General features: G+C 73.4%; 21 protein-coding genes, 3 pseudogenes and 1 riboswitch. Of the genes and pseudogenes, 11 read left to right on the top strand and 13 right to left on the bottom strand.

Translation table 11 applies throughout. The features are described from left to right. The first annotated feature begins 3 nt into the window (after positions 1–3). The 4 genes from ACQPXS_RS41995 to ACQPXS_RS42010 are packed head-to-tail and all read left to right on the top strand — an operon-like array spanning position 4 to position 3,289. Complete coding sequence (locus ACQPXS_RS41995) at positions 4–1,113, top strand: enolase C-terminal domain-like protein (protein WP_433454754.1); 1,110 nt, start codon at positions 4–6, stop codon at positions 1,111–1,113. 41 nt (positions 1,114–1,154) lie between these two features. Continuing rightward, positions 1,155–2,165, top strand: coding sequence for an SDR family oxidoreductase (locus ACQPXS_RS42000; protein ID WP_365325087.1), 1,011 nt, complete (start codon positions 1,155–1,157; stop codon positions 2,163–2,165). 9 nt (positions 2,166–2,174) lie between these two features. Next, positions 2,175–2,675 (top strand): metallophosphoesterase family protein, encoded by a 501-nt coding sequence (locus ACQPXS_RS42005; RefSeq protein WP_433454755.1) that lies wholly within the window; start codon positions 2,175–2,177, stop codon positions 2,673–2,675. A gap of 23 nt (positions 2,676–2,698) precedes the next feature. Continuing rightward, complete coding sequence (locus tag ACQPXS_RS42010; RefSeq protein ID WP_433454756.1) at positions 2,699–3,289, top strand: GNAT family N-acetyltransferase; 591 nt, start codon at positions 2,699–2,701, stop codon at positions 3,287–3,289. A gap of 23 nt (positions 3,290–3,312) precedes the next feature. Here ACQPXS_RS42010 and ACQPXS_RS42015 read toward each other — a convergent pair whose 3' ends face one another. Genes ACQPXS_RS42015 through ACQPXS_RS42045 form a run of 7 tightly spaced genes read right to left on the bottom strand, consistent with a single transcriptional unit; the run spans position 3,313 to position 10,992 of the window. Then, positions 3,313–3,945 carry an SRPBCC family protein gene (locus ACQPXS_RS42015; protein ID WP_433454757.1) on the bottom strand — a complete coding sequence of 211 codons (633 nt, stop codon included), beginning with the start codon at positions 3,943–3,945 and terminating at the stop codon, positions 3,313–3,315. A gap of 21 nt (positions 3,946–3,966) precedes the next feature. Beyond that, positions 3,967–5,070, bottom strand: coding sequence for an XdhC family protein (locus ACQPXS_RS42020; protein ID WP_433456187.1), 1,104 nt, complete (start codon positions 5,068–5,070; stop codon positions 3,967–3,969). Then, a complete protein-coding gene (locus ACQPXS_RS42025; protein ID WP_433454758.1) occupies positions 5,063–6,280 on the bottom strand; it encodes a vWA domain-containing protein in 1,218 nt (405 codons plus the stop codon). The genes ACQPXS_RS42020 and ACQPXS_RS42025 overlap by 8 nt, the downstream gene beginning before the upstream one ends. A gap of 4 nt (positions 6,281–6,284) precedes the next feature. Next, on the bottom strand, positions 6,285–7,160 hold the full coding sequence (locus ACQPXS_RS42030; protein WP_356315723.1) for an AAA family ATPase: 876 nt from the start codon (positions 7,158–7,160) through the stop codon (positions 6,285–6,287). A 15-nt stretch (positions 7,161–7,175) separates the two neighbouring features. After that, positions 7,176–8,030 carry an FAD binding domain-containing protein gene (locus tag ACQPXS_RS42035; protein WP_433454759.1) on the bottom strand — a complete coding sequence of 285 codons (855 nt, stop codon included), beginning with the start codon at positions 8,028–8,030 and terminating at the stop codon, positions 7,176–7,178. Further along, a complete protein-coding gene (locus ACQPXS_RS42040) occupies positions 8,027–10,504 on the bottom strand; it encodes a xanthine dehydrogenase family protein molybdopterin-binding subunit (protein ID WP_433454760.1) in 2,478 nt (825 codons plus the stop codon). Before ACQPXS_RS42040 ends, ACQPXS_RS42035 begins: the two co-directional genes overlap by 4 nt. Beyond that, positions 10,501–10,992, bottom strand: a complete 492-nt coding sequence (locus tag ACQPXS_RS42045; RefSeq protein WP_433454761.1) for a (2Fe-2S)-binding protein — start codon at positions 10,990–10,992, stop codon at positions 10,501–10,503. The genes ACQPXS_RS42040 and ACQPXS_RS42045 overlap by 4 nt, the downstream gene beginning before the upstream one ends. A 248-nt stretch (positions 10,993–11,240) precedes the next feature. Here ACQPXS_RS42045 and ACQPXS_RS42050 point away from each other — a divergent pair, with 248 nt between their 5' ends. Continuing rightward, positions 11,241–13,646 carry a GTP-binding protein gene (locus ACQPXS_RS42050; RefSeq protein ID WP_433454762.1) on the top strand — a complete coding sequence of 802 codons (2,406 nt, stop codon included), beginning with the start codon at positions 11,241–11,243 and terminating at the stop codon, positions 13,644–13,646. Between the two features lie 82 nt (positions 13,647–13,728). Beyond that, positions 13,729–15,594 carry a cellulase family glycosylhydrolase gene (locus tag ACQPXS_RS42055; protein WP_433454763.1) on the top strand — a complete coding sequence of 622 codons (1,866 nt, stop codon included), beginning with the start codon at positions 13,729–13,731 and terminating at the stop codon, positions 15,592–15,594. A 65-nt stretch (positions 15,595–15,659) separates the two neighbouring features. Here ACQPXS_RS42055 and ACQPXS_RS42060 read toward each other — a convergent pair whose 3' ends face one another. Further along, entirely contained in the window at positions 15,660–16,913 is a 1,254-nt protein-coding gene (locus ACQPXS_RS42060; protein WP_433454764.1) for a YncE family protein, read from the bottom strand. A 150-nt stretch (positions 16,914–17,063) separates the two neighbouring features. Between ACQPXS_RS42060 and ACQPXS_RS42065 the strand changes: the two genes are divergently transcribed. Further along, on the top strand, positions 17,064–17,726 hold the full coding sequence (locus ACQPXS_RS42065) for a TetR/AcrR family transcriptional regulator (protein WP_433454765.1): 663 nt from the start codon (positions 17,064–17,066) through the stop codon (positions 17,724–17,726). Positions 17,727–18,045: 319 nt separating this feature from the next. Then, positions 18,046–19,071 carry an alcohol dehydrogenase gene (locus tag ACQPXS_RS42070; RefSeq protein ID WP_390679975.1) on the top strand — a complete coding sequence of 342 codons (1,026 nt, stop codon included), beginning with the start codon at positions 18,046–18,048 and terminating at the stop codon, positions 19,069–19,071. Between the two features lie 30 nt (positions 19,072–19,101). Here ACQPXS_RS42070 and ACQPXS_RS42075 read toward each other — a convergent pair. The 3 genes and pseudogenes from ACQPXS_RS42075 to ctaD form a co-directional block, all read right to left on the bottom strand. Continuing rightward, a pseudogene (locus tag ACQPXS_RS42075) lies at positions 19,102–19,809 on the bottom strand (glycosyltransferase); the annotation flags it as partial. Between the two features lie 11 nt (positions 19,810–19,820). Beyond that, positions 19,821–20,159: a hypothetical protein gene (locus ACQPXS_RS42080; RefSeq protein ID WP_433454766.1), complete on the bottom strand. Its 339-nt coding sequence runs from the start codon at positions 20,157–20,159 to the stop codon at positions 19,821–19,823. Continuing rightward, positions 20,156–21,790 carry an aa3-type cytochrome oxidase subunit I gene (ctaD, locus tag ACQPXS_RS42085; RefSeq protein WP_433454767.1) on the bottom strand — a complete coding sequence of 545 codons (1,635 nt, stop codon included), beginning with the start codon at positions 21,788–21,790 and terminating at the stop codon, positions 20,156–20,158. Before ctaD ends, ACQPXS_RS42080 begins: the two co-directional genes overlap by 4 nt. A gap of 106 nt (positions 21,791–21,896) precedes the next feature. Here ctaD and ACQPXS_RS42090 point away from each other — a divergent pair. Next, positions 21,897–22,409, top strand: a pseudogene (locus ACQPXS_RS42090) (RNA polymerase sigma factor); the annotation flags it as partial. A 247-nt stretch (positions 22,410–22,656) separates the two neighbouring features. Next, the gene (locus ACQPXS_RS42095) at positions 22,657–23,652 is read left to right on the top strand and encodes a CU044_5270 family protein (RefSeq protein ID WP_433454768.1); all 996 of its coding nucleotides are present in this window, start codon (positions 22,657–22,659) and stop codon (positions 23,650–23,652) included. A gap of 39 nt (positions 23,653–23,691) precedes the next feature. Here ACQPXS_RS42095 and ACQPXS_RS42100 read toward each other — a convergent pair. Both ACQPXS_RS42100 and ACQPXS_RS42105 read right to left on the bottom strand, forming a co-directional pair. Further along, a pseudogene (locus tag ACQPXS_RS42100) lies at positions 23,692–24,375 on the bottom strand (bifunctional 5,10-methylenetetrahydrofolate dehydrogenase/5,10-methenyltetrahydrofolate cyclohydrolase); the annotation flags it as partial. Positions 24,376–24,400: 25 nt separating this feature from the next. Then, a riboswitch (ZMP/ZTP riboswitch) is annotated at positions 24,401–24,482 on the bottom strand. Between the two features lie 26 nt (positions 24,483–24,508). After that, positions 24,509–25,348, bottom strand: coding sequence for a hypothetical protein (locus tag ACQPXS_RS42105; protein WP_433454769.1), 840 nt, complete (start codon positions 25,346–25,348; stop codon positions 24,509–24,511). A gap of 59 nt (positions 25,349–25,407) precedes the next feature. Here ACQPXS_RS42105 and ACQPXS_RS42110 point away from each other — a divergent pair, with 59 nt between their 5' ends. Next, positions 25,408–25,950 (top strand): MarR family winged helix-turn-helix transcriptional regulator, encoded by a 543-nt coding sequence (locus ACQPXS_RS42110; RefSeq protein ID WP_433454770.1) that lies wholly within the window; start codon positions 25,408–25,410, stop codon positions 25,948–25,950. Positions 25,951–25,969: the final 19 nt, after the last annotated feature.

The raw sequence follows: 25,969 nt of genomic DNA on the forward strand, positions 1-25,969 counted from the left end.
TCCGTGAGCGACCGGCCCACCGTCGACGGCGTCGACACCGCCGTCTACACCGTGCCCACCGACGCCCCCGAGGCCGACGGCACCCTGGCCTGGGACAAGACCACCCTCGTCCTGGCCACCGCGCGCTCCGGCAGCGCCACCGGCCTCGGCTACACCTACGCCCCGGCCGCCACCGCCCACCTCGTCCGCGAACTCCTGGCCGGCACCGTCACCGGCCTGCCGGCGCTCGACGTGCCGCGCGCGAACGAACGCATGTGCCGGGCGGTGCGCAACGCCGGACAGCCCGGCGTGGCCGCGCAGGCGATCGCCGCCGTCGACATCGCCCTGTGGGACCTCAAGGCCCGCCTGCTCGGCCTGCCCCTCGTCGACCTGCTCGGCGCCGCCCGCGACGACGTGCCCGTCTACGGCAGCGGCGGCTTCACCACCTACGACGCGGGGCACCAGGACCGCCAACTGCGCGGCTGGGCCGAGGACCAGGGCATCCCCCGCGTCAAGATCAAGATCGGCGAGTCGTGGGGCAGCCGGGAGGACCGCGACCTCGAACGGGTCGCCCGCGCACGGAAGAGCGTCGGCGACGCGGTCGAGCTATACGTCGACGCCAACGGCGGCTACACCGGCGGACAGGCCGCGCGCATCGGCGACGCGCTCGCCGACCGGGGCGTCACCTGGTTCGAGGAACCGGTCTCCTCCGACCACCTGACCCAGCTCGCGGACCTGCGCGGCCGCCTCCCGATGGACGTCACCGCCGGCGAGTACGGCTACACCCTGCCGTACTTCGAGCACATGCTGGCCGCCGGGGCCGTCGACTGCCTCCAGGCGGACGTCACCCGGTGCTGCGGCATCACCGTCTGGCTGCGGGTCGCCGCGCTCGCCCAGGCACGCGGGCTCGACGTCTCCGGCCACTGCGCACCGCACGCCCACGCGCACGCCGCCGCGGCCGTGCCCAACCTCCGCCATCTGGAGTGGTTCCACGACCACGTCCGCATCGAGCGGCTCTTCTTCGACGGCGTCCTCGACCCCGGCGGCGGCAGCATCGCGCCCGGCGCCGACGGGGCACCCGGACTGGGGCTGAGCCTCGTGGAGGAATGTGCCGCGCCGTACCGCGTGGAGTGAGGTCACCGTGTGAAACCCCCGTGCGAGAAAGGGAGATGACCATGCCTTCGACCGTCGTCATCACCGGCGCCAGCGCCGGGATCGGGCGCGCCACCGCCCGTCTGTACGGCCGGCGGGGCGCGAACGTCGTTCTGGTCGCGCGCGGCGAGGGCGGCCTGCGGGCGGCGGCGGACGAGGTCGCGGCCCTCGGCGGACGCCCCCTCGTCCAGCCGGCCGACATGGCGGACCCGGCCCGGGTCGAGGCCGTCGCCGAGGCCGCCGAGAAGGAGTTCGGCCCGGTCGACGTGTGGATCAACTGCGCCTTCGCCACCGTGTTCGCGCCGTTCGAGGAGATCACCCCCGAGGAGTTCCGGCGGATCACCGACGTCACCTACCTCGGCTTCGTCAACGGCACCCGCGCGGCCCTCAGGCGCATGCTGCCCCGCGACCGGGGCACGATCGTGCAGGTGGGCTCGGCGCTCGGGGAGCGGTCGATCCCGCTGCAGTCCGCGTACTGCGGTGCCAAGCACGCCATCAACGGCTTCACCTCCTCCCTGCGCACGGAACTGCTGCACCGCGGCAGCCACGTCCATGTCACCGTCGTCCAGCTGCCCGCGGTCAACACCCCCCAGTTCGAGTGGGTCCGCTCGCGGCTCTCCCGGCACCCCATGCCGGTGCCGCCGATCTACCAGCCCGAGGTCGCCGCCCGGGGCGTGGTGCACGCGGCCGACCACCCGCGCCGCAAGCAGTACTACGTCGGCGCCGCCACCGTGGCCACCATCTGGGCCAACCGGCTCGCCCCGGCCCCGCTCGACCGCTACCTCGCCCGCACCGGCTACGACTCCCAGCAGACCGACCGCGTCCCGCCCGCCGGACTGGACAACCTCTTCGCACCCGTGGACCAGGACCCCACCGAGGACCAGGGCGCCCACGGCTCCTTCGACGACAGCGCCCACGCCCGCTCCTGGCAGCAGACCCTGGCCCGGCACCCCGCCGTCACCGCCCTCGGCACGGGCGCCGCGCTGCTCGGCGCCGCACGCGGCCTGCGCCGGCTGACCTCCCGCGCCGCCTAGGCTGACGGCGTGCGCCTGCTGCTCATGTCCGACACCCACCTGCCCAAGCGCGCCAAACGGCTCCCCGAGCCGCTGCTGGCCGAACTCCCGCGCGTGGACGTCGTGTTCCACGCCGGGGACTGGGTCGACACCGCCACCCTGGACCTGCTGGAGAGCCGCAGCCGCCGGCTCATCGGGGTCTACGGCAACAACGACGGCCCCGAGCTGCGGGCCCGGCTCCCCGAGGTCGCGTACGCCGAACTGGACGGCCTGCGCTTCGGCGTGGTCCACGAGACCGGCCCCGCCCAGGGCCGCGAGGCCCGCTGCGCCGCCCGCTTCCCCGACCTCGACGTCCTGGTCTTCGGACACAGCCACATCCCCTGGGACACCACCGCCCCGACCGGCCTGCGCCTGCTCAACCCCGGCTCACCGACCGACCGCCGGCGCCAGCCCCACTGCACCTACCTGACCGCGAGCCTCACCAACGGCACGCTCGCGGACGTCACCCTGCACCGGCTGCCCCAGCGGTAGGGAGCTTCTGCCATCATCCCTGCATGATCGACAACTCCGGTATACCCGCCGTCGTACCGGCAGGCCGCATGGCCCGGCAGCCGCAGCCCGTGCTGCCCCTGACCACAGGCGGCCCGGAACTGCGGCCCTGGAGCCCCGACGACGCCGGCGCGCTGCTCGCCGCCGGGCAGGACCCCGCCATCCGGCAGTGGAACCTGTTCACCGTCGGCGGCCTCGACGAGGCCCGGCAGCGGATCGCTCGCATGCACGAGCGGTGGCGGGCGGAGACCGGCGCCGTGTGGGCCGTGGCCCGGCCGGACGGCCCGGCCCTCGGGCTCGTCGGGCTGAACGACGTCGACCTCGCGGGCGGGTCCGCCGAACTCGTCTACTGGCTGCTGCCCGAGGCCCGTGGGAGCGGGGTCGCCGTGGACGCGGTGCGGCGGCTGGGCCGGTGGGCCCTGGACGACCTGGGGCTGCACCGGCTGCGGCTGTGCCACTCCACGGCGAACCCGGCGTCGTGCCGGGTGGCGGAGAGGGCCGGGTACGGGCTGGAGGGCACCCAGCGCAGCGCTCTGCTGCATGCCGACGGCTGGCACGACCAGCATCTGCACGCGCGGGTTCAGGGCGACCGGTAGGTGACGTCCGACTCCCACCGGCGTCAAGAGGTGTGCCTTCCTCGCACGCGCCGCAGCAGCCTGGCCGCCACCCATGTCAGTAGGGCGAGCGCCGCCACAAGGCCCGCCGCCCGCTTGGCCACCGGGAGCCCAGCCGTGCGCAGGAGGTCCAGTGGTTCCGGCTGCGGCTCCTCCCACTGCTGCGGCTGCTCCTCGGCGGCCGGTGCCGGCGCCGGCTCGGCCAGCCGTTCCGCCAGACAGGACGCGAACTGGCCCACCAGACGGTCGCCCACCTCCGCCAGCACCCCGCGCCCGAACTGCGCGGGACGGCCGGTCACCGTGAGATCGGTCCGCACCGACACCGCCGTGCCGCCGTCGCGTTCGGTCAGGGTGCCGGTGACCGTCGCGCGGGCCGTGCCCTGTCCCCGGGTCTCCCGGCCGCTCGCCACGAGCACCATCCGGTGCGCCGCCTCGTCCTGTTCCTCGAAGACCGCCGTGCCCCGGTAGGCCACGGTGACCGGGCCGACCTTGACCTTCACCGAGCCGGTCACGGTCTTGCCGTCGTAGTCCTCCACCACCGCGCCCGGCAGACAGGGCGCGACCCGTTCGATGTCGAGGAGTGCGTGCCAGGCGTCGCCGACCGGGACGGGGACGGTGAACTCGTGGTGCAGTTCCATGACTGGCTCCTTCCGGAACGCTCAGGCGGCGGGCGGGTGGATGGCTCCGGCGGTGGTGGTCAGGGGGGCGCCGCTGCCGCCCCAGCGCAGCGCGACGATCTCGGCGGCGACGGACACGGCGACCTCCTCGGGCGTACGGGCCCCCAGGTCGAGGCCGAGCGGTGAGCGCAGCCTGGACAGTTCGGCCGGGGTGAGGCCCGCCTCCGTCAGCCGTGCGCGGCGCTCCTCGTGGGTCTTGCGGCTGCCCATCGCGCCGATGTAGGCGGCCGGGCGGCGCAGGGCCTCCTCCAGCAGCGGCACGTCGAACTTCGGGTCGTGGGTGAGGACGCAGATCACGGTGCGGTCGTCGGTGTCCGTGCCGGCGAGATAGCGGTGCGGCCAGTCGACCACGACATCGACGGCCGCCGGGAAGCGTTTGGGCGTGGCGAAGACCGGGCGGGCGTCGCACACGGTGACCCGGTAGCCGAGGAAGTCGCCGATGCGCGCCACCGCGGCCGCGTAGTCGATCGCGCCGAAGACCAGCATGCGCGGCGGCGGCGCGAAGGACTGCAGGAAGACGGTGACGGCGTCCTCGCGGCGCTCGCCGTGCGGCCCGTAGTGCCTGAGCACCGAGGCGCCGAGCGCGAGTTCGCCCCGTGCGTCGGCGGTGACGGCGACGTCGAGGCCGCTCGCGCCGAGCGTGCCCGCCGCCCGGTCCGGCCAGACCACGAGCGTGGCGCCGCGCGGCGCCGGTCCGTCCACCACCGTGGCCACGGTCACCGGCTCGCCCCCGGCGACCGACGCGGCGACCGCGCCCAGCGCCGGGTCCGACCCGGGCGTCACCGGCCGTACCAGCAGGGTGATCTCGCCGCCGCAGGTCAGCCCGACCGCGAACGCGTCCTCGTCGCTGTAGCCGAAGGTCGCCAGGCGTGCCTCGCCGCTCTCCACGACCTCCTGGGCGAGCTCGAACACCGCGCCCTCCACACAACCCCCGGACACGCTCCCCACGACCTCGTCGTCCGGGCCCACCGCCATGGCGGCACCGGGGCCGCGCGGCGCGCTGCGGCTGACCGCGACGACCGTGGCCAGCCCGAACGGCATCCCGGCCGCGTGCCAGTGGGCCAGCGCCGGCAGGATCTCACGCACCATCCGCTCCTCTCACCGGTGCCGCGGCGCTCCGCGTACCGCGCACCACCGCCGCCAGCCGCTCCAGCGCCGCCAGGCTGTGCCCCGCGACGAAGGCGTCCACGCTGGGCAGCGCCGCCGCCATCCCGGCCGCCAGCGGCGCGTAACCGGGGCGGGCCTTGCGGGGGTTCGCCCAGACCACCTGGTGGGCCAGGGCGTGCAGCCGGCGCATCTGCTGCCCGAGCAGTTCCGGATCGCCGCGCTCCCAGCCGTCCGAGAGCAGGACGACGATCGCGCCGCGCGCCATCCCGCGCTGCCCCCAGCGGTTCAGGAACTCGCGCACCAGCTCGCCGAGCCGGGTGCCGCCGCGCCAGTCGGGCACGGCCGCCGCGACGGCCGCCATCGCCCAGTCCGGGTCCCGGTGCGAGAGCTCACGAGTGACCCGGGTCAGCCGGGTGCCGACGGTGAACACCTCGGTGCGGCCCGCGCGCACCGCCGCGTGCGCGAACCGCAGCAGCGCGTCGGCGTACGGCGCCATCGAGCCGCTCACATCGACGAGCAGCACCACCCGGCGGGGCCGCTCCACGCGCGCGTGCCGCCGCAGCCGGGCCGGTTCCCCGCCCCGCCGCAACAACTCCCGTACGGTGCGCCGCGGATCGACCTCGCCGCGCCGGGCGGGCCTGCGCCGCGCCGAGCGGCGCGCCTGCCCCTGGAAAGCGAACGCGGCGAGCAGCCGGCGCAGTTGGTCGCGTTCGGCGGGGCCGAGCGCGGCGAAGTCGCGGTGCCGCAGCACCTCGGCCGAGCTGGCGAGCGCGGCGACCGGCGGCCCCGGCGGTTCGCCCTCGCCCGGCGTACGGGTTCGGGTGGGCGCCTCCCGGGCGACCACCCCGAGCCGGGGCGGGGGAGCGGCAGGCACCGGCCGGCGGGCCTGCTCGCCGGCGGCCCCGAAGTACGCGGCGAAGACCCGCTCGTACCGCTCCAGGTCGTCGTGCCCGCCGCACAGGGTGGCCCGCCCCGCCCAGTACACGTCCGCCCGCACCTGAGGCCGCAGGGCGGCCACGGCCCGCAGGAAGGCGTGCAGCCGTTCGGTGCTCGCCTCGACACCGGCCGCGCGCAGCGCCCGCACAAAGCCGAGCAGCACGGCGTCGGCCCCGAGGTGTTCGGCGTCCCCCTCGTGCCGTACGGCGTCCGACCCCGGCGCGCGGCCCGTTCCGTTCCCGGTCGTGCCCATGCCGTCACCCGCCCCGGGCCGCGAGGACCGCCGCGAGATCGAGCCCCCGCGCCCGGTCCGTGTCCTCCCGGTACTTCAGCACCGAGCCCAGCGTCGCCACCGCCAGCTCCGCGTCCACCTCGCTGGCCCCCAGCGCGTCCAGGGCCTCGGCCCAGTCCAGGGTCTCGGCCACACCGGGCGGTTTGAGGAGCTCGGCGCCCCGCAGCGCCTGTACCAGCGCCGTCACCTGCTCGGCCAGCCGCGCCGACACCCGGGGCAACCGACGGCGCACGATGGCCAGTTCGCGGGCGAAGGAGGGATGGTCGAACCAGTGGTAGAGGCAGCGGCGTTTCAGCGCGTCGTGCACCTCGCGGGTGCGGTTCGAGGTCAGCACGGCGACCGGCGGGTGCTCGGCGCGCAGCGTGCCCAGCTCCGGGATGGTCACGGAGTACTCGGACAGCAGCTCCAGCAGGAACGCCTCGAACTCGTCGTCGGCCCGGTCGATCTCGTCCACCAGCAGCACCGCCGGCTGGGTCTGGAGGGCCTGCAGCAGCGGCCGGGCGATGAGGAAGCGGCGGTCGTACAGCTCGCTCTCCAGCCGGTCCGCGTCCGTGACGCCGGCCGCCTCGGCGGCCCGCAGGTGCAGCAGCTGGCGCGGGAAGTCCCAGTCGTACAGGGCCTGCGAGGCGTCGATGCCCTCGTGGCACTGCAGCCGGATGAGCGGCGCGCCGAGCGCTTCGGCGAGGGCGGCGGCGAGCGCGGTCTTGCCCACGCCCGCGTCGCCCTCGCAGAACAGCGGCCGGTGGAGCCTCAGGGCCAGGAAGCAGGTGACGGCCAGCCCTTCGTCGACGAGGTACCCCGTCTCCTCCAGGCGGGCCCGCACCTGCTCCGGGTCGTCCATCGCGATGATCGGCGCTCACCCCATTCCGGTGGCGGTCAGCACCGCCCGCCTGGTCAGCACCCGCGCCAGGTGCTGCCGGTACTCGGGCGAGGCGGACAGGTCCTGCGCCGGCCGGGTCCGTTCCGCCGCCGCCTCGGCGGCCCGGGCCACGGCCTCCGGGCCGTCGGCACCCGCCAGCGCCTCCTCGGCCGCGGTCGCCCTGAGCGGGGTCGCTCCCATGTTGGTGAGCCCGACGCGCGCCTCGACGATCCGCCCGTCGTCGCGCCGTACCAGCGCGGCGACGCCGACGGTGGCCCACGACTGGGCGACCGGGTGGAACTTCTCGTAGTGGAAGCCCCAGCCGTCCGTCTTCGGGACCCTCACCTCCAGCAGCAGTTCGTCCTCGGCGAGCGCCGACTGCAGGTAGTCCACGAAGAAGTCCCGCGCTGCGATGGTGCGCCGCCCGGCGGGTCCGGCCACGACCAGTTCGGCGTCCAGCGCGAGGGCCACGGCGGGCAGGTCGCCGGCCGGGTCGGCGTGGGCGAGCGAGCCGCCGAGGGTGCCCCGGTGCCGGACGGCCGGGTCGGCCACCGTGGCCGTCGCCTGCGCGAGCAGCCCGGCGTGCCGGCGCACCAGCGGGTCGTGCACCACCTCGTGGTGCGTGGTCATGGCGCCGATGACGAGCGAGTCACCGTCCTCGCGGACCCCGCGCAGCTCGGGGATCCGGCCGACGTCCACGAGCAGCTCCGGGAAGGCCAGCCGCAGCCGCAGCAGCGGTACCAGGCTCTGCCCGCCGGCCAGCACCTTGGCCTCGTCCCCCGCGTCGGCGAGCGCGCGTACCGCGTCCTGGACGCTGTCCGGACGGGTGTACTCGAACGCGGGGGGAATCATGCCGAACCCTCCTCACCCGGCTGACCGTACTGGCCCAGCTCGCCCGACTGAGCCGCCTGCCCGGACTGCCCGGACCGGGCCGGACCCGTCCCGGCGGAACCGCCGGCCGTGCCGGAGCGCGCCTCCCGGATCGCCTGCCACACCCGGTGCGGCGAACACGGCATCCGCACGTCCCGCACCCCGAGCGGCCGGAGCGCGTCCACGACGGCGTTGACCACGGCGGGTGTCGAGGCGATCGTCCCCGCCTCGCCCACGCCCTTGACACCGAGGGCGTTCGAGGCGGCCGGTGTCTCCGTCCGGTCGGTGACGAAGTCCGGCAGGTCGGCCGCCGACGGCAGGAGGTAGTCGGCCATGGTCCCCGACAGCAGGTTGCCGTCGTCGTCGTACACGGCCTCCTCGTACAGCGCCTGCGCGATGCCCTGCGCGAGCCCGCCGTGCACCTGCCCCTCGACGATCATCGGGTTGACGACCCGGCCGACGTCGTCGACGCAGACGTACGACCGGATGCGCGTGCGCCCGGTCTCCGTGTCCACCTCGACCGCGCACAGGTGGGTGCCGTGCGGGTAGGAGAAGTTCTCCGGGTCCACGACGTGCTCGGCGTTGATCGTGGGCTCGACGCCGTCGGGCAGGTCGTGGTTGGTGAACGTCTCGAAGGCGATCTCCTGGATGGTCTTGCGGGCTTCCGGCGAGCCCTTGACCGAGAACACGCCGTCGCTGAACTCCAGGTCCTGCTCGCTCGCCTCCAGCAGATGGGCGGCGACCTTCCGCGCCTTCTCCACGACCGTCCTCGCGGCCCGGTGCACGGCCTCGCCGCCGACGGCCAGCGACCGCGAGCCGTAGGTGTCCATGCCCTGCGGCGCCGCCCTGGTGTCGCCGTGCAGCACCTCGACGTCCTCGAAGGGCACGCCGAGCACGTCGGCCGCGATCTGGCTCCAGCAGGTCTCGTGGCCCTGCCCGTGCGGGCTGGTGCCGGTGACCACCTCGACCTTGCCGGTGGGCAGCATGCGGATGCTCGCCGCCTCCCAGCCGCCGGCCCCGTACCTGAGGTCGCGCAGCACCCGGCTCGGCGCGAGCCCGCACATCTCGGTGTACGTCGACACGCCGATGCCGAGCCGTACCGGATCGCCGCGCTCGTTGCGCTTGTGCTGCTCGGCGCGCAGGTCGTCGTACCCGAACAGGGCGAGCGCCTTGTCGGTGGCCGCCTCGTAGTTGCCGCTGTCGTAGGTCAGTCCGGCGATGGAGGTGTACGGGAACTCCTCGTGCCGGATCCAGTTCCGGCGCCGCAACTCCACCGGGTCCAGGCCGAGTTCGGCGGCCAGCTCGTCCATGATCCGCTCGATGGCGAAGGTCGCCTCGGGGCGCCCGGCGCCGCGGTAGGCGTCGGTGGGCGTGCGGGTGGTGAACACCCCGGTGCAGGTGAAGTCGTAGGCGTCCATCTTGTAGATCGCCGGGTACATGAAGGCGCCGAGGATCGGGATGCCGGGGGTGACGAGCATCAGGTAGGCGCCCATGTCGGCGAGCAGGTCGACCTTCAGGCCGAGCAGCTTTCCCTCGCGGGTGGCGGCGATCTCGACGTCCTGGATCATGCCGCGGCCGTGGTGCGTGGCGAGCGCGCCCTCGGAGCGGGACTCGGTCCACTTCACCGGCCGGCCGAGCTTGCGGGCGACCGCGAGCGCGAGGGCCTCCTCGCCGTACACCTGGAGTTTGGAGCCGAAGCCGCCGCCGACGTCCGGGGCGACGACGCGGAGCTTGTGCTCGGGGATGCCGGTGACCGTGGACAGCATGATCCGCAGGATGTGCGGGATCTGGGTCGCCGAGTAGACCGTGTACTCGCCGGATGCGGCGAGCGGCGTGACGACGACCGCCCGCGGCTCCATCGCGCTGGGGATCAGCCGCTGCTGGTGGTAGCGGCGCTTGAGGACCACCTCGGCGCGGTCCCGCACCGCCTCGAAGCTCTCGCCGGTGGCCAGCGGCCAGGTGTAGCAGCGGTTGGTGCCCTTGTCCGCGTGGACCAGCGGGGCGCCCTCCGCGAGCGCGGCCTCCAGGTCGAGGACCGGGGGCAGCGGGTCGTAGTCGACCTCGATCGCCTCCAGGGCGTCGGCGGCCGCGTACCGGTCGCGGGCCGCCACGACCGCCACCGGGTCGCCCGCGTAGCGGACCTCGTCGACGGCGACCGACGGGTGGTCGGGCAGCACGATGTCCTCGGTCACCGGCCAGGCGCAGGGCAGCGAGCCCAGCCCCTCGGCGAGGTCGGCGCCGGTGAACGCGGCGACGACACCGGGGCGTTCGAGCGCGGGGGAGACGTCGACGCGGGTGAGGCGGGCGTGGGCCATCGGGCTGCGCAGGATCGCCAGGTGCAGCAGTCCGGCCACCTGGATGTTGTCGGTCCAGTTGGTCTGGCCGGTGATCAGCCGGGCGTCCTCCTTGCGCAGCCGGCGGCGTCCGACCTCGCGTGCGACGGCCTGGTCGGTCATGCCGTGACCTCCTCGGCGACCTCAGGGGCCTCTTGCCCGGCCGCGGCGAGCACCGCGCGGACGATGTTCTGGTAACCGGTGCAGCGGCAGAGGTTGCCCTCCAGGGCGTGGCGGACCTCGTCCGGGCCGGGGTGCGGGTTCTCGCTCAGCAGGTCGCGGGCGGCCATGATCATGCCCGGAGTGCAGTAGCCGCACTGCAGACCGTGCTGCTCGTGGAAGGCGCGCTGCAGCGCCGTCCACGCGCCGTCCTTGGCGAGCCCCTGGATCGTGGTCACCGAGCAGCCGTCCGTCTGGACGGCGAGCACCGAGCAGCTCTTCACGCTGGCTCCGTCGAGGTCGACCGTGCAGGCGCCGCAGTTGGAGGTGTCGCAGCCGATCGTGGTGCCGGTGAGGCCGAGACGGTCGCGCAGGTAGTGGGCCAGGAGGAGACGGGGTTCCACGTCGTCCTCGTACGTCGTGCCGTCCACGTTCACCGAGATGTGGGTCATGGGCCCTCCAGACCGTACGGGAGAGGGATTTTCAGCCAGCGGACGTGATGTAGGTCACCCTACGACCGCACCCTGGTCACGGCGAGTGCTGTGACGGGCTTTTGTTGAGCGTTAATCCATTGCCGTCGGGTGCCCGTGTCTGCTGCACTGCGCGGTGCCCGTCGTCACACAGAGAGGACCATCGATGCGCGCTGCGTGCATGTCCACCCAGGAAGGAATCCACCCCGTGCCGAAGGACATCACGCTCAGTGCATCTGCTCAATCTCGGAATTCTCGCGCATGTCGACGCCGGTAAGACCAGCCTGACCGAACGGCTGCTGCACACCGCCGGAGTGATCGACACGATCGGCAGCGTCGACGCCGGCAGCACCACCACCGACACCCTCGCGCTGGAGCGGCAGCGCGGCATCACCATCAAGTCCGCCGTCGTGTCGTTCCCGATCGACGGCGTCACCGTCAACCTCATCGACACCCCCGGTCACCCCGACTTCATCGCCGAGGTGGAGCGGGTGCTCGGCGTGCTCGACGGCGCCGTGCTGGTCGTCTCGGCCGTCGAGGGCGTCCAGGCGCAGACACGGGTGCTGATGCGTACCCTGCGCCGGCTGCGGATCCCCACGCTGATCTTCGTGAACAAGATCGACCGGCGGGGTGCGGACGGCTCCGCCGTGCTCGACCAGATGGCCCGCAGGCTGTCGGTACCGCTCGTCCCGATGGGCGGGGCCGCGCGGCTCGGCACGCGTGCCGCCCGCTTCGTGCCCGGCCTCCGCCCGGACGCGCTGGACGCGCTCGCCGACCACGACGACGACCTGCTCGCCGCCTACCTCGACGGCGGGGTGTCCGACGCCCGTCTGCGCACCGCCCTCGCCGCCCAGACCCGGCGCGCGCTGGTCCATCCGGTGTACTTCGGCTCCGCCATCACCGGAGCGGGCGTACCCGAACTGACCACCGGCATCGAGCAGCTGCTGCCCACCGCCGACGGCGACCCGGCCGGCCCGCTGTCGGCCACGGTCTTCAAGGTCGACCGCGGCCCGGCGGGCGAGAAGGTGGCCTACGCCCGGATCTTCTCGGGCACCCTGTACGTCCGCGACCGGATCCCCTTCGGGGACGGGGGAGACGGGGACCCGGCGGACGACCGTCGGGTGGAGGGGGCAGCGGCCGACGGCCAGGGGAACGGGCGGGGCGGCGACGGCCCGGTGCAGGGACAGGGGGGCGGCGCGGCGGGCCGGGCTGTCCGCCGTCGTGCGCGGGGGCCGGCGGCGGACGGCAGTGCGCAAGGTCCGGCCGTCGACGGCCCGGTCAGCGGTCCGGCCGCGGGAGACCGTGCGGAGGGGCGGGCCGCCGGCGTCCGAGTAGCGAGCCGTGTCACCCACGGCCGCGGGGGCGGTCCTGCCGGGGTTCGGGGCGCCGACGGCCCGTTGGAGGACCGTGCCCCCGACGGCCTCGCGGCGGCGTGGGGAGCCTGCGGCCCCACGAACGGCCGGGCGGTCGGCGGCGGCTCGGAGAGCTCCGGTGGCGGCCCGTCGGCAGGCCGGGGTGCCCGGCCGCGTGCCGAGGGCCGCGTCACCGGGCTCAGCGTGTTCGAGCACGGTACCGACGTCCGGCAGGACAGCGCCGGTGCCGGGCGGATCGTCAAGGTGTGGGGGCTCGGCGAGGTACGGATCGGTGACGCGCTCGGGCGTCCGGGGAGGGCGTACACGCACCACTTCGCGCCGCCGACCCTGGAGACGGTCGTCGTGCCCGGCCCCGGCACCGACCGGCGCTCGCTGCACCTCGCGCTCACCCAGCTCGCCGAACAGGACCCGCTCATCGGGGTCCGGCACGACGAACTGCGCGGCGAGACCTCCGTGTCCCTCTACGGCGAGGTGCAGAAGGAGGTGATCCAGGCGACCCTCGCCGAGGAGTACGGCCTGGAGGTCACCTTCCGCGAGACGACGACCCTGTGCATCGAACGGCCCGTGGGCACCGGGCACGCCGTGGAGTTCAACAAGAAGGACGCCAACCCGTTCCTCGCCACCGTCGGCCTGCGCGTCGAGCCCGCACCGCCCGGCTCGGGCGTGGCGTTCCGGCTGGAGGTGGAGCTGGGCTCGATGCCGTACGCCTTCTTCAAGGCCGTCGAGGACACCGTCCGCGAGACGCTCGGTCAGGGACTGCACGGCTGGCGCATCCCCGACTGCACGGTCACCATGACCCACTCCGGCTACTCGCCCCGCCAGAGCCACGCCCACCAGGGCTTCGACAAGAGCATGTCGAGCACCGGGTACGACTTCCGGGGCCTGACCCCGCTGGTCCTGACCGAGGCACTGCGCCGGGCGGGCACCCGGGTGCACGAGCCCATGCACCGCTTCCGGCTTCAGGCCCCAGCGGACGCGCTCGGCGCGCTGCTGCCGGTGCTCGCCCGGCTGGGCGCCGTACCGGAGACCACCGGGGCACTCGGCGCGGCCGTCGTGCTGGAGGGCACCGTGCCCGCCGCCCGGGTGCACGAACTGGAGCAGCGGCTGCCCGGGCTCACGCGGGGCGAGGGGGAGCTGGAGACGGCGTTCGACCACTACGCGCCGGTCACCCGCGGCACGGTCCCCGAGCGGCCGCGCACCGACCACAACCCGCTGAACCGGAAGGAGTACCTGCTCAACGTGACCCGCCGGATGGGGGATTGAGCCGACAAACTGACTGCTAGTCAACTTACTAGGGAGTCAGAAGGTGTTGACGCCGTCCGGACCTCGCCGGACTGTGGTGGACATGCCGAATATCCGGGTGCGTCTGCTGGCTGTTCTGGTCGTCCTCAGTGGATTCCTGGCGGTGGCGGGTCTCCCGCCCGCCACCGCCACCCCCGCCCTTCCCGCCGACTCCCTCTGGTTCGACGGCGCCCCGCTCACCGTGCAGGGCGGCCACTTCACCGACGGCCAGGGGCGCGAGATCGTCCTGCGCGGCTTCAACGTCTCGGGCGAGACCAAGCTGGAGGAGAACGGCGGGCTGCCCTTCGCCTCGGTCGCCGACGCGAGGAAGTCCGCGACCGCGCTGCGCGCCCTCGGCGGCGCGAACACCGTCCGCTTCCTGCTCTCCTGGGCCCACGCCGAACCGGTGCGCGGCCAGGCGGACACCGGCTATCTGGCCGCCGTCACCGAGCAGATGCGCGCCTTTCTGGACGCGGGCATCCGCGTCTTCCCCGACTTCCACCAGGACCTGTACTCCCGCCACCTGTTCAACAGCGGCAGCTGGTACACGGGTGACGGCGCGCCCAAGTGGGCGGCCGACGCCGGGAGTTACCCGGCAGAGTCCTGCGGCATCTGCCTGTTCTGGGGCCAGAACATCACCCAGAATGCGGCCGTGCGGAAAGCCCAGTACGACTTCTGGCACAACGCCTACGGCCTCCAGGACGCCTTCCTCGCCACCGCGCAGACGACCCTGACCTACCTCCAACAGCACCTGGGCAGCGCCGAGTTCGCGAACATCGCCGGATTCGACCCGTACAACGAGCCCTACGCGGGCGGTTACGACTCCGGGCAGACCTCCCGCACCTGGGAGAAGGACCTGCTGTGGCCGTTCTACGAGCGGTTCCGCGCCCGCATGGACGCCGCCGGCTGGCAGGACAAGCCCGCCTTCGTGGAGCCCAACCTCTTCTGGAACGCCAACATCTCCACCCAGAAACAGGAGGGCGGACTGCTGGACGCGGGCACGCTCGGCCCGCGTTACGTCTTCAACACCCACTTCTACGACCAGAAGGCCATCTCCGGCATCCTCATGTGGGGCAAGGCGGCCGACGGCCAGTACGCCTCCGACTTCGCCGCCGTCCGCGACCGCGCCGCGGCCACCGGCACCGCGGCCGTGGTCGGCGAGTTCGGACACCCGCTGTCCGGCACGGTGTCCGACAAGGCGCCGTCCGTCCTGAAGGCCATGTACCAGGCCCTCGACTCCCGCGTCGCCGGGGCAGGTTGGTGGACGCACCCGGCCGCCTCCGGTCCGGTGCTCTCCGGCACCCAGTGGCAGTGGGACCTCTACAACGGCCGGCACCACGAGCTGATGAACGGCAACCCCGACAAGGTGCGCACCTCCGGCGACGCCTGGAACGACGAGGACCTCTCCGCCGTGCGCCTGGACGACTCCGGAAACGTCGCCCTGCGCCAGGACGCCCGCCTGCTGGACCGCCTCTACCCGAGCGCCACGGCCGGTACGGCACTCGCCTTCACCTACGAGGACCGCTCCCGCGACGGCTCCACCACCCTCACCTGGAACCCGGTGCCGTCCTCGTTGCCGAACGCGGCGAAGCTGGTGGGCCCCGGCCGGTACGGGCTGCTGGTGTGGCGCTCCGGCGCCGGCAGCGCCCCGACCGAACTGCATCTGCCGGCGTCCTTGCCCACCGCGTCCACCACCGTCGTCTCCGACCTGGGCACGGCCCACGCCCCGCCCGCCTACACCGGCGCCGCCACCCCGGTCGCCGTCGCCCCCGAGCCGGGCGGCACCGGCAGCCGCCGGCTGCTCCTCACCGACACGGACTCCGGGGCCCTGCACTACGCGCTGGTGACCGACGGGGCCACCGCGCCCTCGGCGGACCTGCTGAGCGCGGCCCGGTCCGAGCTGGCCGCGTGGGCGTCGGCGCACTTCTGAGCCGTCTCGGAGGGAGCCGTACGGCCCCCGGGGGGAGTGGGGTCGCCCCGGAAGCCGTACGGCGCTCAACTCCCGGCCGGAGTCGTCCAGTCGGCCTGGACGTGGCCCAGCCGGACGCGCTGCGGATGGTCTCCCACCGGCACCGACAGCACCTTCTGGCCGGTGGCGAAGTCGATGGCCGTGACCTGGTCGGCGCCGGCCTCGGAGACGACGCAGTCCTTGCCGTCGCCGCTCACGGTCGCCCAGTACGGCGTGGAGGCGGTGATCAGCGGGCCGACGTCGAAGGAGGCCCGGTCGACCACGGTGGCGTAGTTGTCCATCGTCCCGGCGACGCACAGCTTGGTGCCCTCGGGGTTCATGGAGATGCCGTGGTGGCGCGAGTCCAGCAGCCAGGTGGTGCGGTCGGGGTTCGTCGCCGGGTTCTCCGGCAGGGTCTTCACCCGGGTGATCCTGTCCGTGGCCACGTCGTACTCCAGGAAGCCGTTGAAGAACGACACCTGGAAGTACAGCTTGGACCAGTCGGGCGTGAAGGCGGCGGGCCGGACGGCGTCGGAGAAGTCCTTCAACCCGATCGCGTCCAGCCGCTGCCGCATGTCGATGGTCCTGACCTGCTTGAACGTGGTCGCGTCGACGATCGTGATGTGGCGGTCGCCCTTGGTCCAGTCCCAGCCCGGGGCGTCGAGGGAGGTGGTCACCTCGCCGATGGACATGTTCCAGATGTACTTCCCGCCGCCTGTGAAGAAGTTCTCGTGCGGCTTGTCACCGGTGCCGAACTCGCCCAGTTCCTCACCGGTGTCGATGTCCAGCACCTGCACCTTGTTCGCGGTCGAGGCCGACACCGCGACCCGGGTGCCGTCGGGTGAGACCGCCATGTGGTCCGCGCGGTAACCCGCCACCGGGAAGCGCCAGTTGACCTTGCCGGTGGCCAGGTCGATGGAGACGACGTCCGCGAAGCTGGGCCGGGAGACGACCACGGACCTGCCGTCGGGCGTGGAGTACATGTCGTCCACGTACTGGTCGTGTCCCTCGCCGACCTGGTTGCGGATGGACGTGTAGTAGATCCACTTGATCGGGTCGGCGTTGATCTCCGCCAGCCGCTCCGCCTTGTCGGGGATCACGTTGATCCGGCCGATCTTGGCGAAGTCGCCGGAGGATTTGATGACATCGGCGGTGCCGTCCCAGTTGTCGCCGACGAACAGCACCTCACGCAGGCCGCCGGAGATGCCGCTCGCGGCGGAGGCGGCGGTCGCCGGGCCGGCGACGCTCAGGGCGAGGGCGGCGGCCATGGAGCACAGGTGCCTGGTTCTGGAAGCAGGCATGACTGCTCTCTTTCCTCGGGGGGTGTGCGGGGAATCTGAACACGGGCGCATTCACAGTGAACTTACTGAAAAGTAAGGAACGGTCGGGCTGCTCGACAAGATGTGTGCACGACAAGATTGGGGGAGTGGTGGCGAACGGAGGGGGAACACGTGACGGGCAGGCTCAAGGCGCCGACGGGCCGCTACGGCGGCAGATCCGCCGAGGAACGGCAGGCCGAGCGGCGCCGGCGTTTCCTGGACGCGGCCCTGGAGCTCTTCGGCGGCGCACCCGGCTACCGGAGCACGACGGTCGCCGCGCTGAGCCAGGCCGCCGGCCTGTCGACCCGCCAGTTCTACGAGGAGTTCCGCACCCTGGAGGACGTCCTCGCCGCGCTGCACCTCCAGGTCAACGGCTGGGCCGAACAGGCGGTTCTGGACGCCCTCGCCACGGCGGACGGACTGCCGCTGGCGGAGCGGGCCGGCGTGCTCTTCCGGGCCTACGCCCGCGACGTCACCTCCGACCCGCGCCGCACCCGCATCACCTTCGTGGAGATCGTCGGCGTCAGCCCACGTCTGGAGGAGCAGCGACTGGCCCGCCGGGCCCGCTGGATCGACCTCATTCGCGCCGAGGCCGACGCGGCCGTGGTACGCGGGGAGGCGGCGCCCCGCGACTACCGCCTCGCCGCGACGGCCTTCATCGGCAGCGTCAACGGCCTGCTGCACGACTGGAGCGCCGGCTGGGTGGACGCCACCCTGGACGAGGTGGTGGACGAGCTGGTGCGGCTGCTGCTGGGCATGCTCCGCCCGGAGGGCTGGCGGCCAGGGGGCGGGTGACACGGGCGGCGGGGGCCGACGGGCCCCGGACCGGTGCCACAGGTGCTGCTCGGCCTGTCGGCCCCCAGCCCCGGTCCCGGCGCGCCCGCGGCGCGTCCCTCCCGCTGCTGGGCCGCTGCCCCTCTCGCCCCCGCACCTCCGTCCCCCTTCCGCTTCCGCCGCTGCCGCCGAGGCGGCAAAGCCGCGGCCGGAGAGCGGAGGCGGCGAGGGCGGCGACGGTTCGGCGCGCGGGAACGGCCCGGAACTGGTCTGCTGGTGCGGGGGGTGTCGTAGCCGTGCTCCGGAACGCGGGACACACCGCCTGACCCAGGAGAATGTGATGAGTACCTATCGAGTCGCGCAGGTGACGAGCGCGGGCGGCCCGTTCCAACTGGCCGAACGGGAGGTGTCCGAGCCGGGGCCCGGCCAGGTGCGGATCGCCGTCGAGGCGTGCGGCGTCTGCCACAGCGACAGCATGTTCGTGAACGCCGCCGTGCCGGGCCTGACCTTCCCGGTCGTCGCCGGGCACGAGATCGCCGGCCGCGTCGAGGCGCTCGGCGAGGGCACGCAGGACTGGGGCTACCAGGCCGGCGACCGGGTCGCGGTCGGCTGGTTCGGCGGCTCCTGCGGCCACTGCCCGTCCTGCCGGCGGGGCGACTTCATCGTGTGCGTCAATCTGAAGGTCCCCGGCTGGGCCTACGACGGGGGCTTCGCCGAGAAGGTGATCGCGCCCGTCGACGCCCTCGCCCGGATCCCGGAGGCGCTGGCGGCGAGCGACGCCGGGCCCATGGCCTGCGCCGGTGTGACCACGTACAACGGGCTGCGGCGCAGCTCCGCCCGGCCCGGGGACCTGGTCGCGGTGCTCGGCCTGGGCGGCCTCGGGCACCTTGGGGTGCAGTACGCGGCGGCGATGGGCTTTGAGACCGTGGCGATCGCCCGGGGCGCCGAGAAGGCCGACTTCGCCAAGCAGCTCGGCGCCCACCACTACGTCGACAGCACCTCCGGCACCCCGGTCGCCGAGGCCCTGCAGTCCCTCGGCGGCGCGAGCGTCGTACTGGCCACCGCCGGGCACTCCGAGGCCATCACCGCCACCGTGGACGGCCTCGCGCCGCGCGGGGAGCTCGTGGTCATCGGCGCGGACCCCGAGGCGATGGGCATCAGCCCGCTCCAGCTGATCATGGGCGGCCGGGTCGTGCGCGGTCACCCCTCCGGCACCTCGCGGGACGTGCAGGACACCATGGAGTTCAGCGCCCTGCACGGCATCCGCCCGATGACCGAGAACGTGCCGCTGGACGCCGCCGCCGAGGCTTACCGGAAGATGCTCGACGGCAAGGCCCGCTTCCGCATGGTCCTCACCAACGGCTGACTCCGGGCACCCGGACTCCGGCCCGGCGCGTCAGCCGCCGAGCCGCTCCAGTGCCGCGAGGACCGGGGCGGCGCCGTCCTCGTCGCGGATCCGGGCGCCCAGACGGCGTGCCCGCTCCCGGAACTCCGGCTCCCGGGTGGCCCGTACCAGGGCCGGGGCCAGCGCGTCCACGGTGAGGCGGCGCAGCGGTACGACGTCCGGGGCGACCCCCAGCGCGACCAGCCGGGCGGCCCAGAACCCCGCGTCGAACTGGACCGGCACCGGCACGGCCGGCACCCCGGCGCGCAGCCCCGCCGCGGTCGTCCCCGCGCCCGCGTGGTGGACCACCGCGGCCATCCGCGGGAAGAGCAGTGCGTGCGGCACGTCGTCGATGGTCAGCATGTCGTCGCCGGCCGCCGCGAGCCCGCCCCAGCCGCGCTGGATCACCCCGCGCAGCCCGGCCCGCCGCAGCGCCGCGACCACCTGGGCGCTGAGCCGGGCCGCGTCCGGCACGGTGGCGCTGCCCAGCCCGACGAAGACAGGCGCCGGGCCGGCGTCGAGGAACTTCCGCACCTCTTCGGGGAGTTGTGTCTGCGTGTCGTACGGCCACCAGTAGCCGCTCACCGTGAGGCCGGCCCGCCAGTCGCGGGGCCTGGGCACCACCAGGGGGCTGAAGCCGTGGTGCACCGGCCAGCGCCGTCGCTCGCGGGCCCGCCGTGTCATGCCGGTGCGTATGCCGATGCCGCACCGCCGCCGTACCGCGGCGGCCCCTACGCCGCGGCGGACACCATCAGCAGGCCCGCCGCCGCGAGCACCGCGCATCCCAGCAGCAGACACGCCAGCAGGCGCTGCCGCAGCGCCCGGTAGCGCGTCTCGTACGTCCGCCGCAGTTCCTCGGCGCGGTCGGCCGTGCGCTGCCACGACCGGCGGGACAGGGCCAGGTACTCCGCCTCGAACTCCCGCTCCAACGCCTCTCGTTGGACATCGGTGAGCCAGCCCAGCCGGGACGCGGTGCGCACCGCCGCCGTACGGCCCTCCTGCCGTGCGGCGGCGAGCAGGAGATGGCCCTCGATCTCCCGGACGAGAGCTCGCTCTTCCGGCGCCGTCATCGTGCGCTCAACTCCCTTGCCGCTTCGGCGGTCTCGGGGTGGTGCAGGTCGAACGCCGGGGATTCGCTGCGGATCCGCGGCAGGGCGAGGAAGTTGTGCCGCGGCGGCGGGCAGGACGTCGCCCACTCCAGCGAACGGCCGTAGCCCCAGGGGTCGTCGCTCTCGACCCGCTCGCCGTACTTGGCCGTCTTCCACACGTTGTAGAAGAACGGGAGCATCGAGGAGCCGAGCAGGAACGAGAAGATCGTCGAGACCGTGTTGAGGGTGGTGAGCCCCTCGGCCGCGAGGTAGTCGGGAATCCGGCGCTGCATCCCGTTCGTGCCCAGCCAGTGCTGGACCAGGAAGGTGCCGTGGAAGCCGACGAACAGCGTCCAGAACGTGACCTTGCCGAGGCGCTCGTCCAGCATCTTGCCGGTCATCTTCGGCCACCAGAAGTGGAAGCCGGCGAACATGGCGAACACGACCGTGCCGAAGATGACGTAGTGGAAGTGGGCCACCACGAAGTACGTGTCGGAGGTGGCGAAGTCGATCGGCGGCGAGGCGAGCATGACGCCGGTCAGCCCGCCGAACACGAACGTGACCAGGAAGCCCATCACCCACAGCATCGGCGTCTCGAAGGAGAGACTGCCCTGCCACATGGTGCCGATCCAGTTGAAGAACTTCACCCCGGTCGGCACCGCGATCAGGAACGTCATGAAGGAGAAGAACGGCAGCAGCACGCCGCCGGTGACGTACATGTGGTGGGCCCACACGGTCACGGACAGACCGGCGATGGAGATGGTCGCGGCGATCAGGCCCATGTAGCCGAACATCGGCTTGCGGGAGAACACCGGGATCACTTCGGAGATGATGCCGAAGAACGGCAGGGCGATGATGTACACCTCTGGATGGCCGAAGAACCAGAAGAGGTGTTGCCACAGCAGGGCGCCGCCGTTGGTGGCGTCGAAGACGTGCGCGCCGAACTTGCGGTCCGCCTCCAGGGCGAACAGCGCGGCCGCCAGGACCGGGAAGGCCAGCAGGACCAGCACGGCGGTCAGCAGCACGTTCCACACGAAGATCGGCATGCGGAACATGGTCATGCCCGGGGCGCGCATGCAGATGATCGTGGTGATGAAGTTGACCGCACCGAGGATGGTGCCGAAGCCGGAGAAGGCCAGACCCATGATCCACATGTCGGCGCCGACGCCCGGGGAGCGGACGGCGTCCGACAGCGGCGAGTAGGCGAACCAGCCGAAGTCGGCCGCGCCGTCCGGGGTGAGGAAGCCGCCCACCGCGATGGTCGAGCCGAACAGGTACAGCCAGTAGGCGAACATGTTCAGCCGCGGGAACGCCACGTCGGGCGCGCCGATCTGCAGCGGCATGATCCAGTTCGCGAAGCCGGCGAACAGCGGCGTCGCGAACATCAGCAGCATGATCGTGCCGTGCATCGTGAACGCCTGGTTGAACTGCTCGTTCGACATGATCTGCAGGCCCGGCCGGGCCAGCTCGGTGCGCATGAGCAGCGCCATCACACCGCCGATCAGGAAGAACGCGAACGCGGTGACCAAATAGAGCGTTCCGATCGTCTTGTGATCGGTGCTGGTGATCCACCGCACGGCCCTGCTGCCCCTGAAGTCTCTGATCCTCTTCACGCCCCGCCTGTGTCCGCGCCCGGCCCACGGGTCACACTCGGACGACGCGAGAAGCATCACGGAAGAAGGGTGTGACGATCCGGGCGGTGCCGGACACGAACGGAACATGAGCAACGACGAGATCTTCGCCGCTGCCTACCGCGAGCACTACTGGGCGGTCAGCCGCTATGTCGCGCGGCGACTGCACGGACGGGCCGACGAGGTGGAGGAAGTGGTGGCGGAGGTGTTCACGACCGCCTGGCGGCGCCGGCGCGACCTGCCGGACGCGCCGCTGCCCTGGCTGTACGGGGTGGCCCGCAACTGCCTGGCGAACGCGGTACGCGGCTACGGGCGCCGGCGCCGGCTGGTGGACCGGCTGGGCAACGACGAGGCCGCGCACGGCCGGCACGTCGTGGACAGTCCGGACGCGGAGACGGCCGGCGCCTGGGTGCACGAGGCCCTGGACCGGCTCTCCCCGGCCGACCAGGAAGTACTGCGCCTCGCGGCCTGGGAGGAGCTCGACGCCGGGCAGATCGCGGTCGTCCTGGGCTGCGGCAGACGCGCGGCGACGATGCGCCTGCACCGCGCCCGCCGCCGGCTGCGAGCCGAGATAGACCGCCTGCGCCCGGCAGCGCCGGCGGCGGCGACACCGCCCGGGCAGCGCACGCGTCCCGAGGCGCCGGAGGGCGTGCCGCTCCCTGATCGCCCTGCGTGTCCGGGAGCGGCGGACGGCGCGTCGGCGGAGGTGAGCGGGGAAGGCACACCCTCGGCCTCTCCGTCCCGTACCGGTGATGACTCAGCCGCCGGGGAGCACGCACCCGGCCGGCGCTCGTCGTTTTCCGCTTCCGCTGTTTCCGTCGGCGTACCCCTGCGCAAGGACCCCCGCCATGCCTGACGAACTCGACCTCCTGCGCCGTGCCAACCCGGTGCCGGCACATGGCCCGTACTTCGGCGACGGTCCGCTCGACCACCATGCCGAGCGGAGGCTGGAGCTGTTGCTGGCCGGGGACGAACGCCGGCCCGCCCGGCTCCGCACTCCGCGCGCCCGGCTGTGGTGGGGCCTCGCCGCCACCGCCGTCGTGCTGGCCACCGCGCTCACCGCGTTGCTCGGCGGCCCGAGCGGCCAGCCCGCCGTCGCCGCGCCACGCCCGCTCGCTGTCCGCGCCCAGTCCACGGCCGTACCGCTGGACCGGATGGCCCGACTGGCCGCCGCGGCCGCCACGGACGGTTCGCCGGGCCTGCACAAGGGCACCCATGTGCAGTCCTGGAGCCTCGGCATGAGCGACGACGGGCCGCCGGTGACCCTCCCCGAGGAGCGCGTCGTGCGGTGGCACGCGGACGACAGCCACACCGAACTCGTCGTGGCGACCGATCCGCGCCACCCGGGCCGCCCGGTCCTCACCGACGAGGGCGCCGCGCCCCACCTGGTGGCGGACGGACAGGTACTGAGCCGGACCGACTACCCGCCGAGCTGGAGCGACGCCCCGCCCGAGGCGCGCCCCCCGCACGAGCCGGCCGCCCTGCGGGCCTACCTCGCCGAGACGGCCCGCCCCGGCCCCGGCCCCGGCACCCTGACCACATCCGAACTCCTGGACTCCGTCCAGGAGTTGCTGGACCACTGGACACTCGGTGCCCGGGAGTCCGCCGCGCTGGTGCGGACCCTCGCGGACGCCAAGGGCCTGCGCCCCGCCGGGCAGGTGACGGACCGGCTCGGGCGGCCGGGACAGGCGTACACGTACGACGCCCCGGGCGCGCGGCGCATGCTGATCCTCGATCCGCGCACCGGCGCCGTCCTCGGTCTCGAGACCACCTTCACCCGGGACGACCCCCGGTACGGGGTGAAGGCCGGGGACGTGATGGACTACAGCGCCTGGATGCGCTGACCCCCGCGGGCGCCGATCTCTACGCGCCGGGCTGCCGGGCGCGGCCTCCACGGTCTGCTCCAGCAGCGTGGCGATCGTCATCGGGCCGACACCTCCCGGCACCGGCGTGATCAGGGAGGCCCGTTCCACGACGGAGTCGAAGTCGACGTCGCCGACGTTGCCCGGGTTGTAGCCCGCGTCGATCACGGCGGCGCCGGGCTTGATGTCCTGGCCGCGGATCAGCCGCGGCCGGCCCACGGCGGCGACCACGATGTCCGCCTCGCGTACCGCCCCCGACAGGTCGGCCGGGCTTCGCTCGCGCGCAGGCACGCTCATCCGGCGGGGTCGACGCCGTACTCGTCCAGCAGCCGCAGGATGCCGCCGGGCGTGCAGGACACGAAGCCCGGCAGGCCGAAGCTCATCGTGGCGAAGAGGCGAGGGTGACGCCGTCCACGTCCTTCTCCGGCGCGATCGCCTCGAACGCGGCGCGCTCGTCGATGTGGTCGCCGACCGGGTGCTGGAGCAGGACGCCGTGCACCGCCGGATCGGCCGACAACTCGCGCAGCTGCCCACCAGTTCATCGGTGGTCGTGGTGGCGGGCAGGGCCACGTGCCGGGAGAGGACGCCGGCCTTGCGGCAGCGGTTCTGCTTCATGCGGACGTAGGTCACGGACGCCGGGTCCTCGCCGACCAGGACAGTCGCGAGACACGGCGCGGTGCCGTCCATGAGGCGGGCCTGGGTCATGCTGCACACTCCTGAGCTCGATCGACTCTCTCGCCCAGGCGCGCGGCGGCCACCACGGGCCGCTTCCCCGGTGGTACTCCACCTCGGCGCCAGTCACGGCCGGGCACAGCGTAACCGAGCAGCCGTACGCCCCTCAGTCGCCGTCCGCGGGGACCGACGGCATGGGGCCGGCCCCGGCGAGAAACGCGGTCGTCCCCGCATGCAGCCGCTCGGCGCCGATGGCCCGTGCCCAGCGGGCCAGTTCGGTGGCCAGCGCCGTGGCGCCCGCCTCGTCGCCCGTGTCCCGGGCCAGGACCGCCAGCAGCAACTGCTGGGAGAGGGTGCCGGGTACCGCGCCGGCCCGGGCGCCCAGCGCCGTGGCCCGGCCCCAGCGCTCCCGGGCCCGCTCGTGCTCGCCGGAGTCGTGGTCGTGCCCTCCGAGATGCCGCAGCGCCTCGCGGGCCAGCAGATCGTCGGCGCCGCCCTCCCCGGCGCGCAGTGCCTGCGCGTAGTGTCCGGCGGCGGCCGGGGCGTCGGCGAAGTGGTTGTCCGCGATCAGCCCGCGGTACATCGCCGCCCAGCCCCGGCGCACCTCGTCCGGAGCCTCGTCGTACAGGTCGCGCGCCCGGTCGCGCAGGGCGGCGAGCGCCTCGGGGTCCTTGCCCGCCGGGCCCTGGCGCGGGGTGCCGTCGGCGTGGAGCAGCCGGACATAGGTGTGCCTGAGCCGGAGGAAGCCGGTGTCCCAGTCACCGTCCGGGAACTCTCCTTCGGCGGCCTCGATCCGGGCGGCCGCGGTGTCCGTTCCGGCGAACCAGTCTCGTTCCAGGGCGACTTCGGCATGCGCCCGGACGATCCTCGCGTGGTCGGCGGGATCGTCCACGGTGACCGAACCGAGCAGCAGCGCGGCGCGCTGCCAGCGGCCTGCGGTGCTCAATTCCCTTGGCGCGGCGATGAGTTGCTCGACATCGACAAAGGCGTGTGCGGTCTGTGTCATGCGCGGCAAAGTAGTTATCCGAAAAATGATCCACAAGAAAACTACTGCGGGAGGCAGAGGTGCAGGACTCGGTGGACCGGCATGTGGCCGTCTGGGCACGCGAGCTGGAGTGGCTGGACCCGGTGCGGGAGGCCATCGCCGCCCGGCTGATGATCCTGGCCCGGCACACGGCGCAGGCCCGCCGGGAGGTGCTGGACGCCGACGGTCTGAAGTACTGGCAGTACAAGGTGCTGTTGATGCTGCGCAGATCCGGGCCGCCGTACGAGTGCGGTCCCTCGGGGCTCGCCGAGCGGCTGGGCCTGACCCGCGGTGCCCTCTCCGCCCGGCTGGGGCCGATCGAGGAGGCCGGGCTGATCACGCGTACTCAGGAGAGCGGTGACCGCCGGCGCGTGCGGGTCCGGCTCACCGAGGCCGGCCACGCGGCGTTCGAAGCGCACGCGGCAGCGGAGGACGCGGGCGAAGACGCGCTGCTCTCAGCGCTGACCGAAACAGAACGGCGCACACTGGCGGACCTGCTGCGGAAGCTGGTCGTGACCGTCGAGGGCGAGCCGGGGCAGCCGCCCCAGGCTCGCCCGCGCCGAGAAGGTCCAGGTCAGCCGTGAGGTGACCCGGACCGTCGCG

This window comes from Streptomyces sp. CA-142005 (assembly GCF_050942335.1).
In the GTDB taxonomy this organism is placed as follows: domain Bacteria; phylum Actinomycetota; class Actinomycetes; order Streptomycetales; family Streptomycetaceae; genus Streptomyces.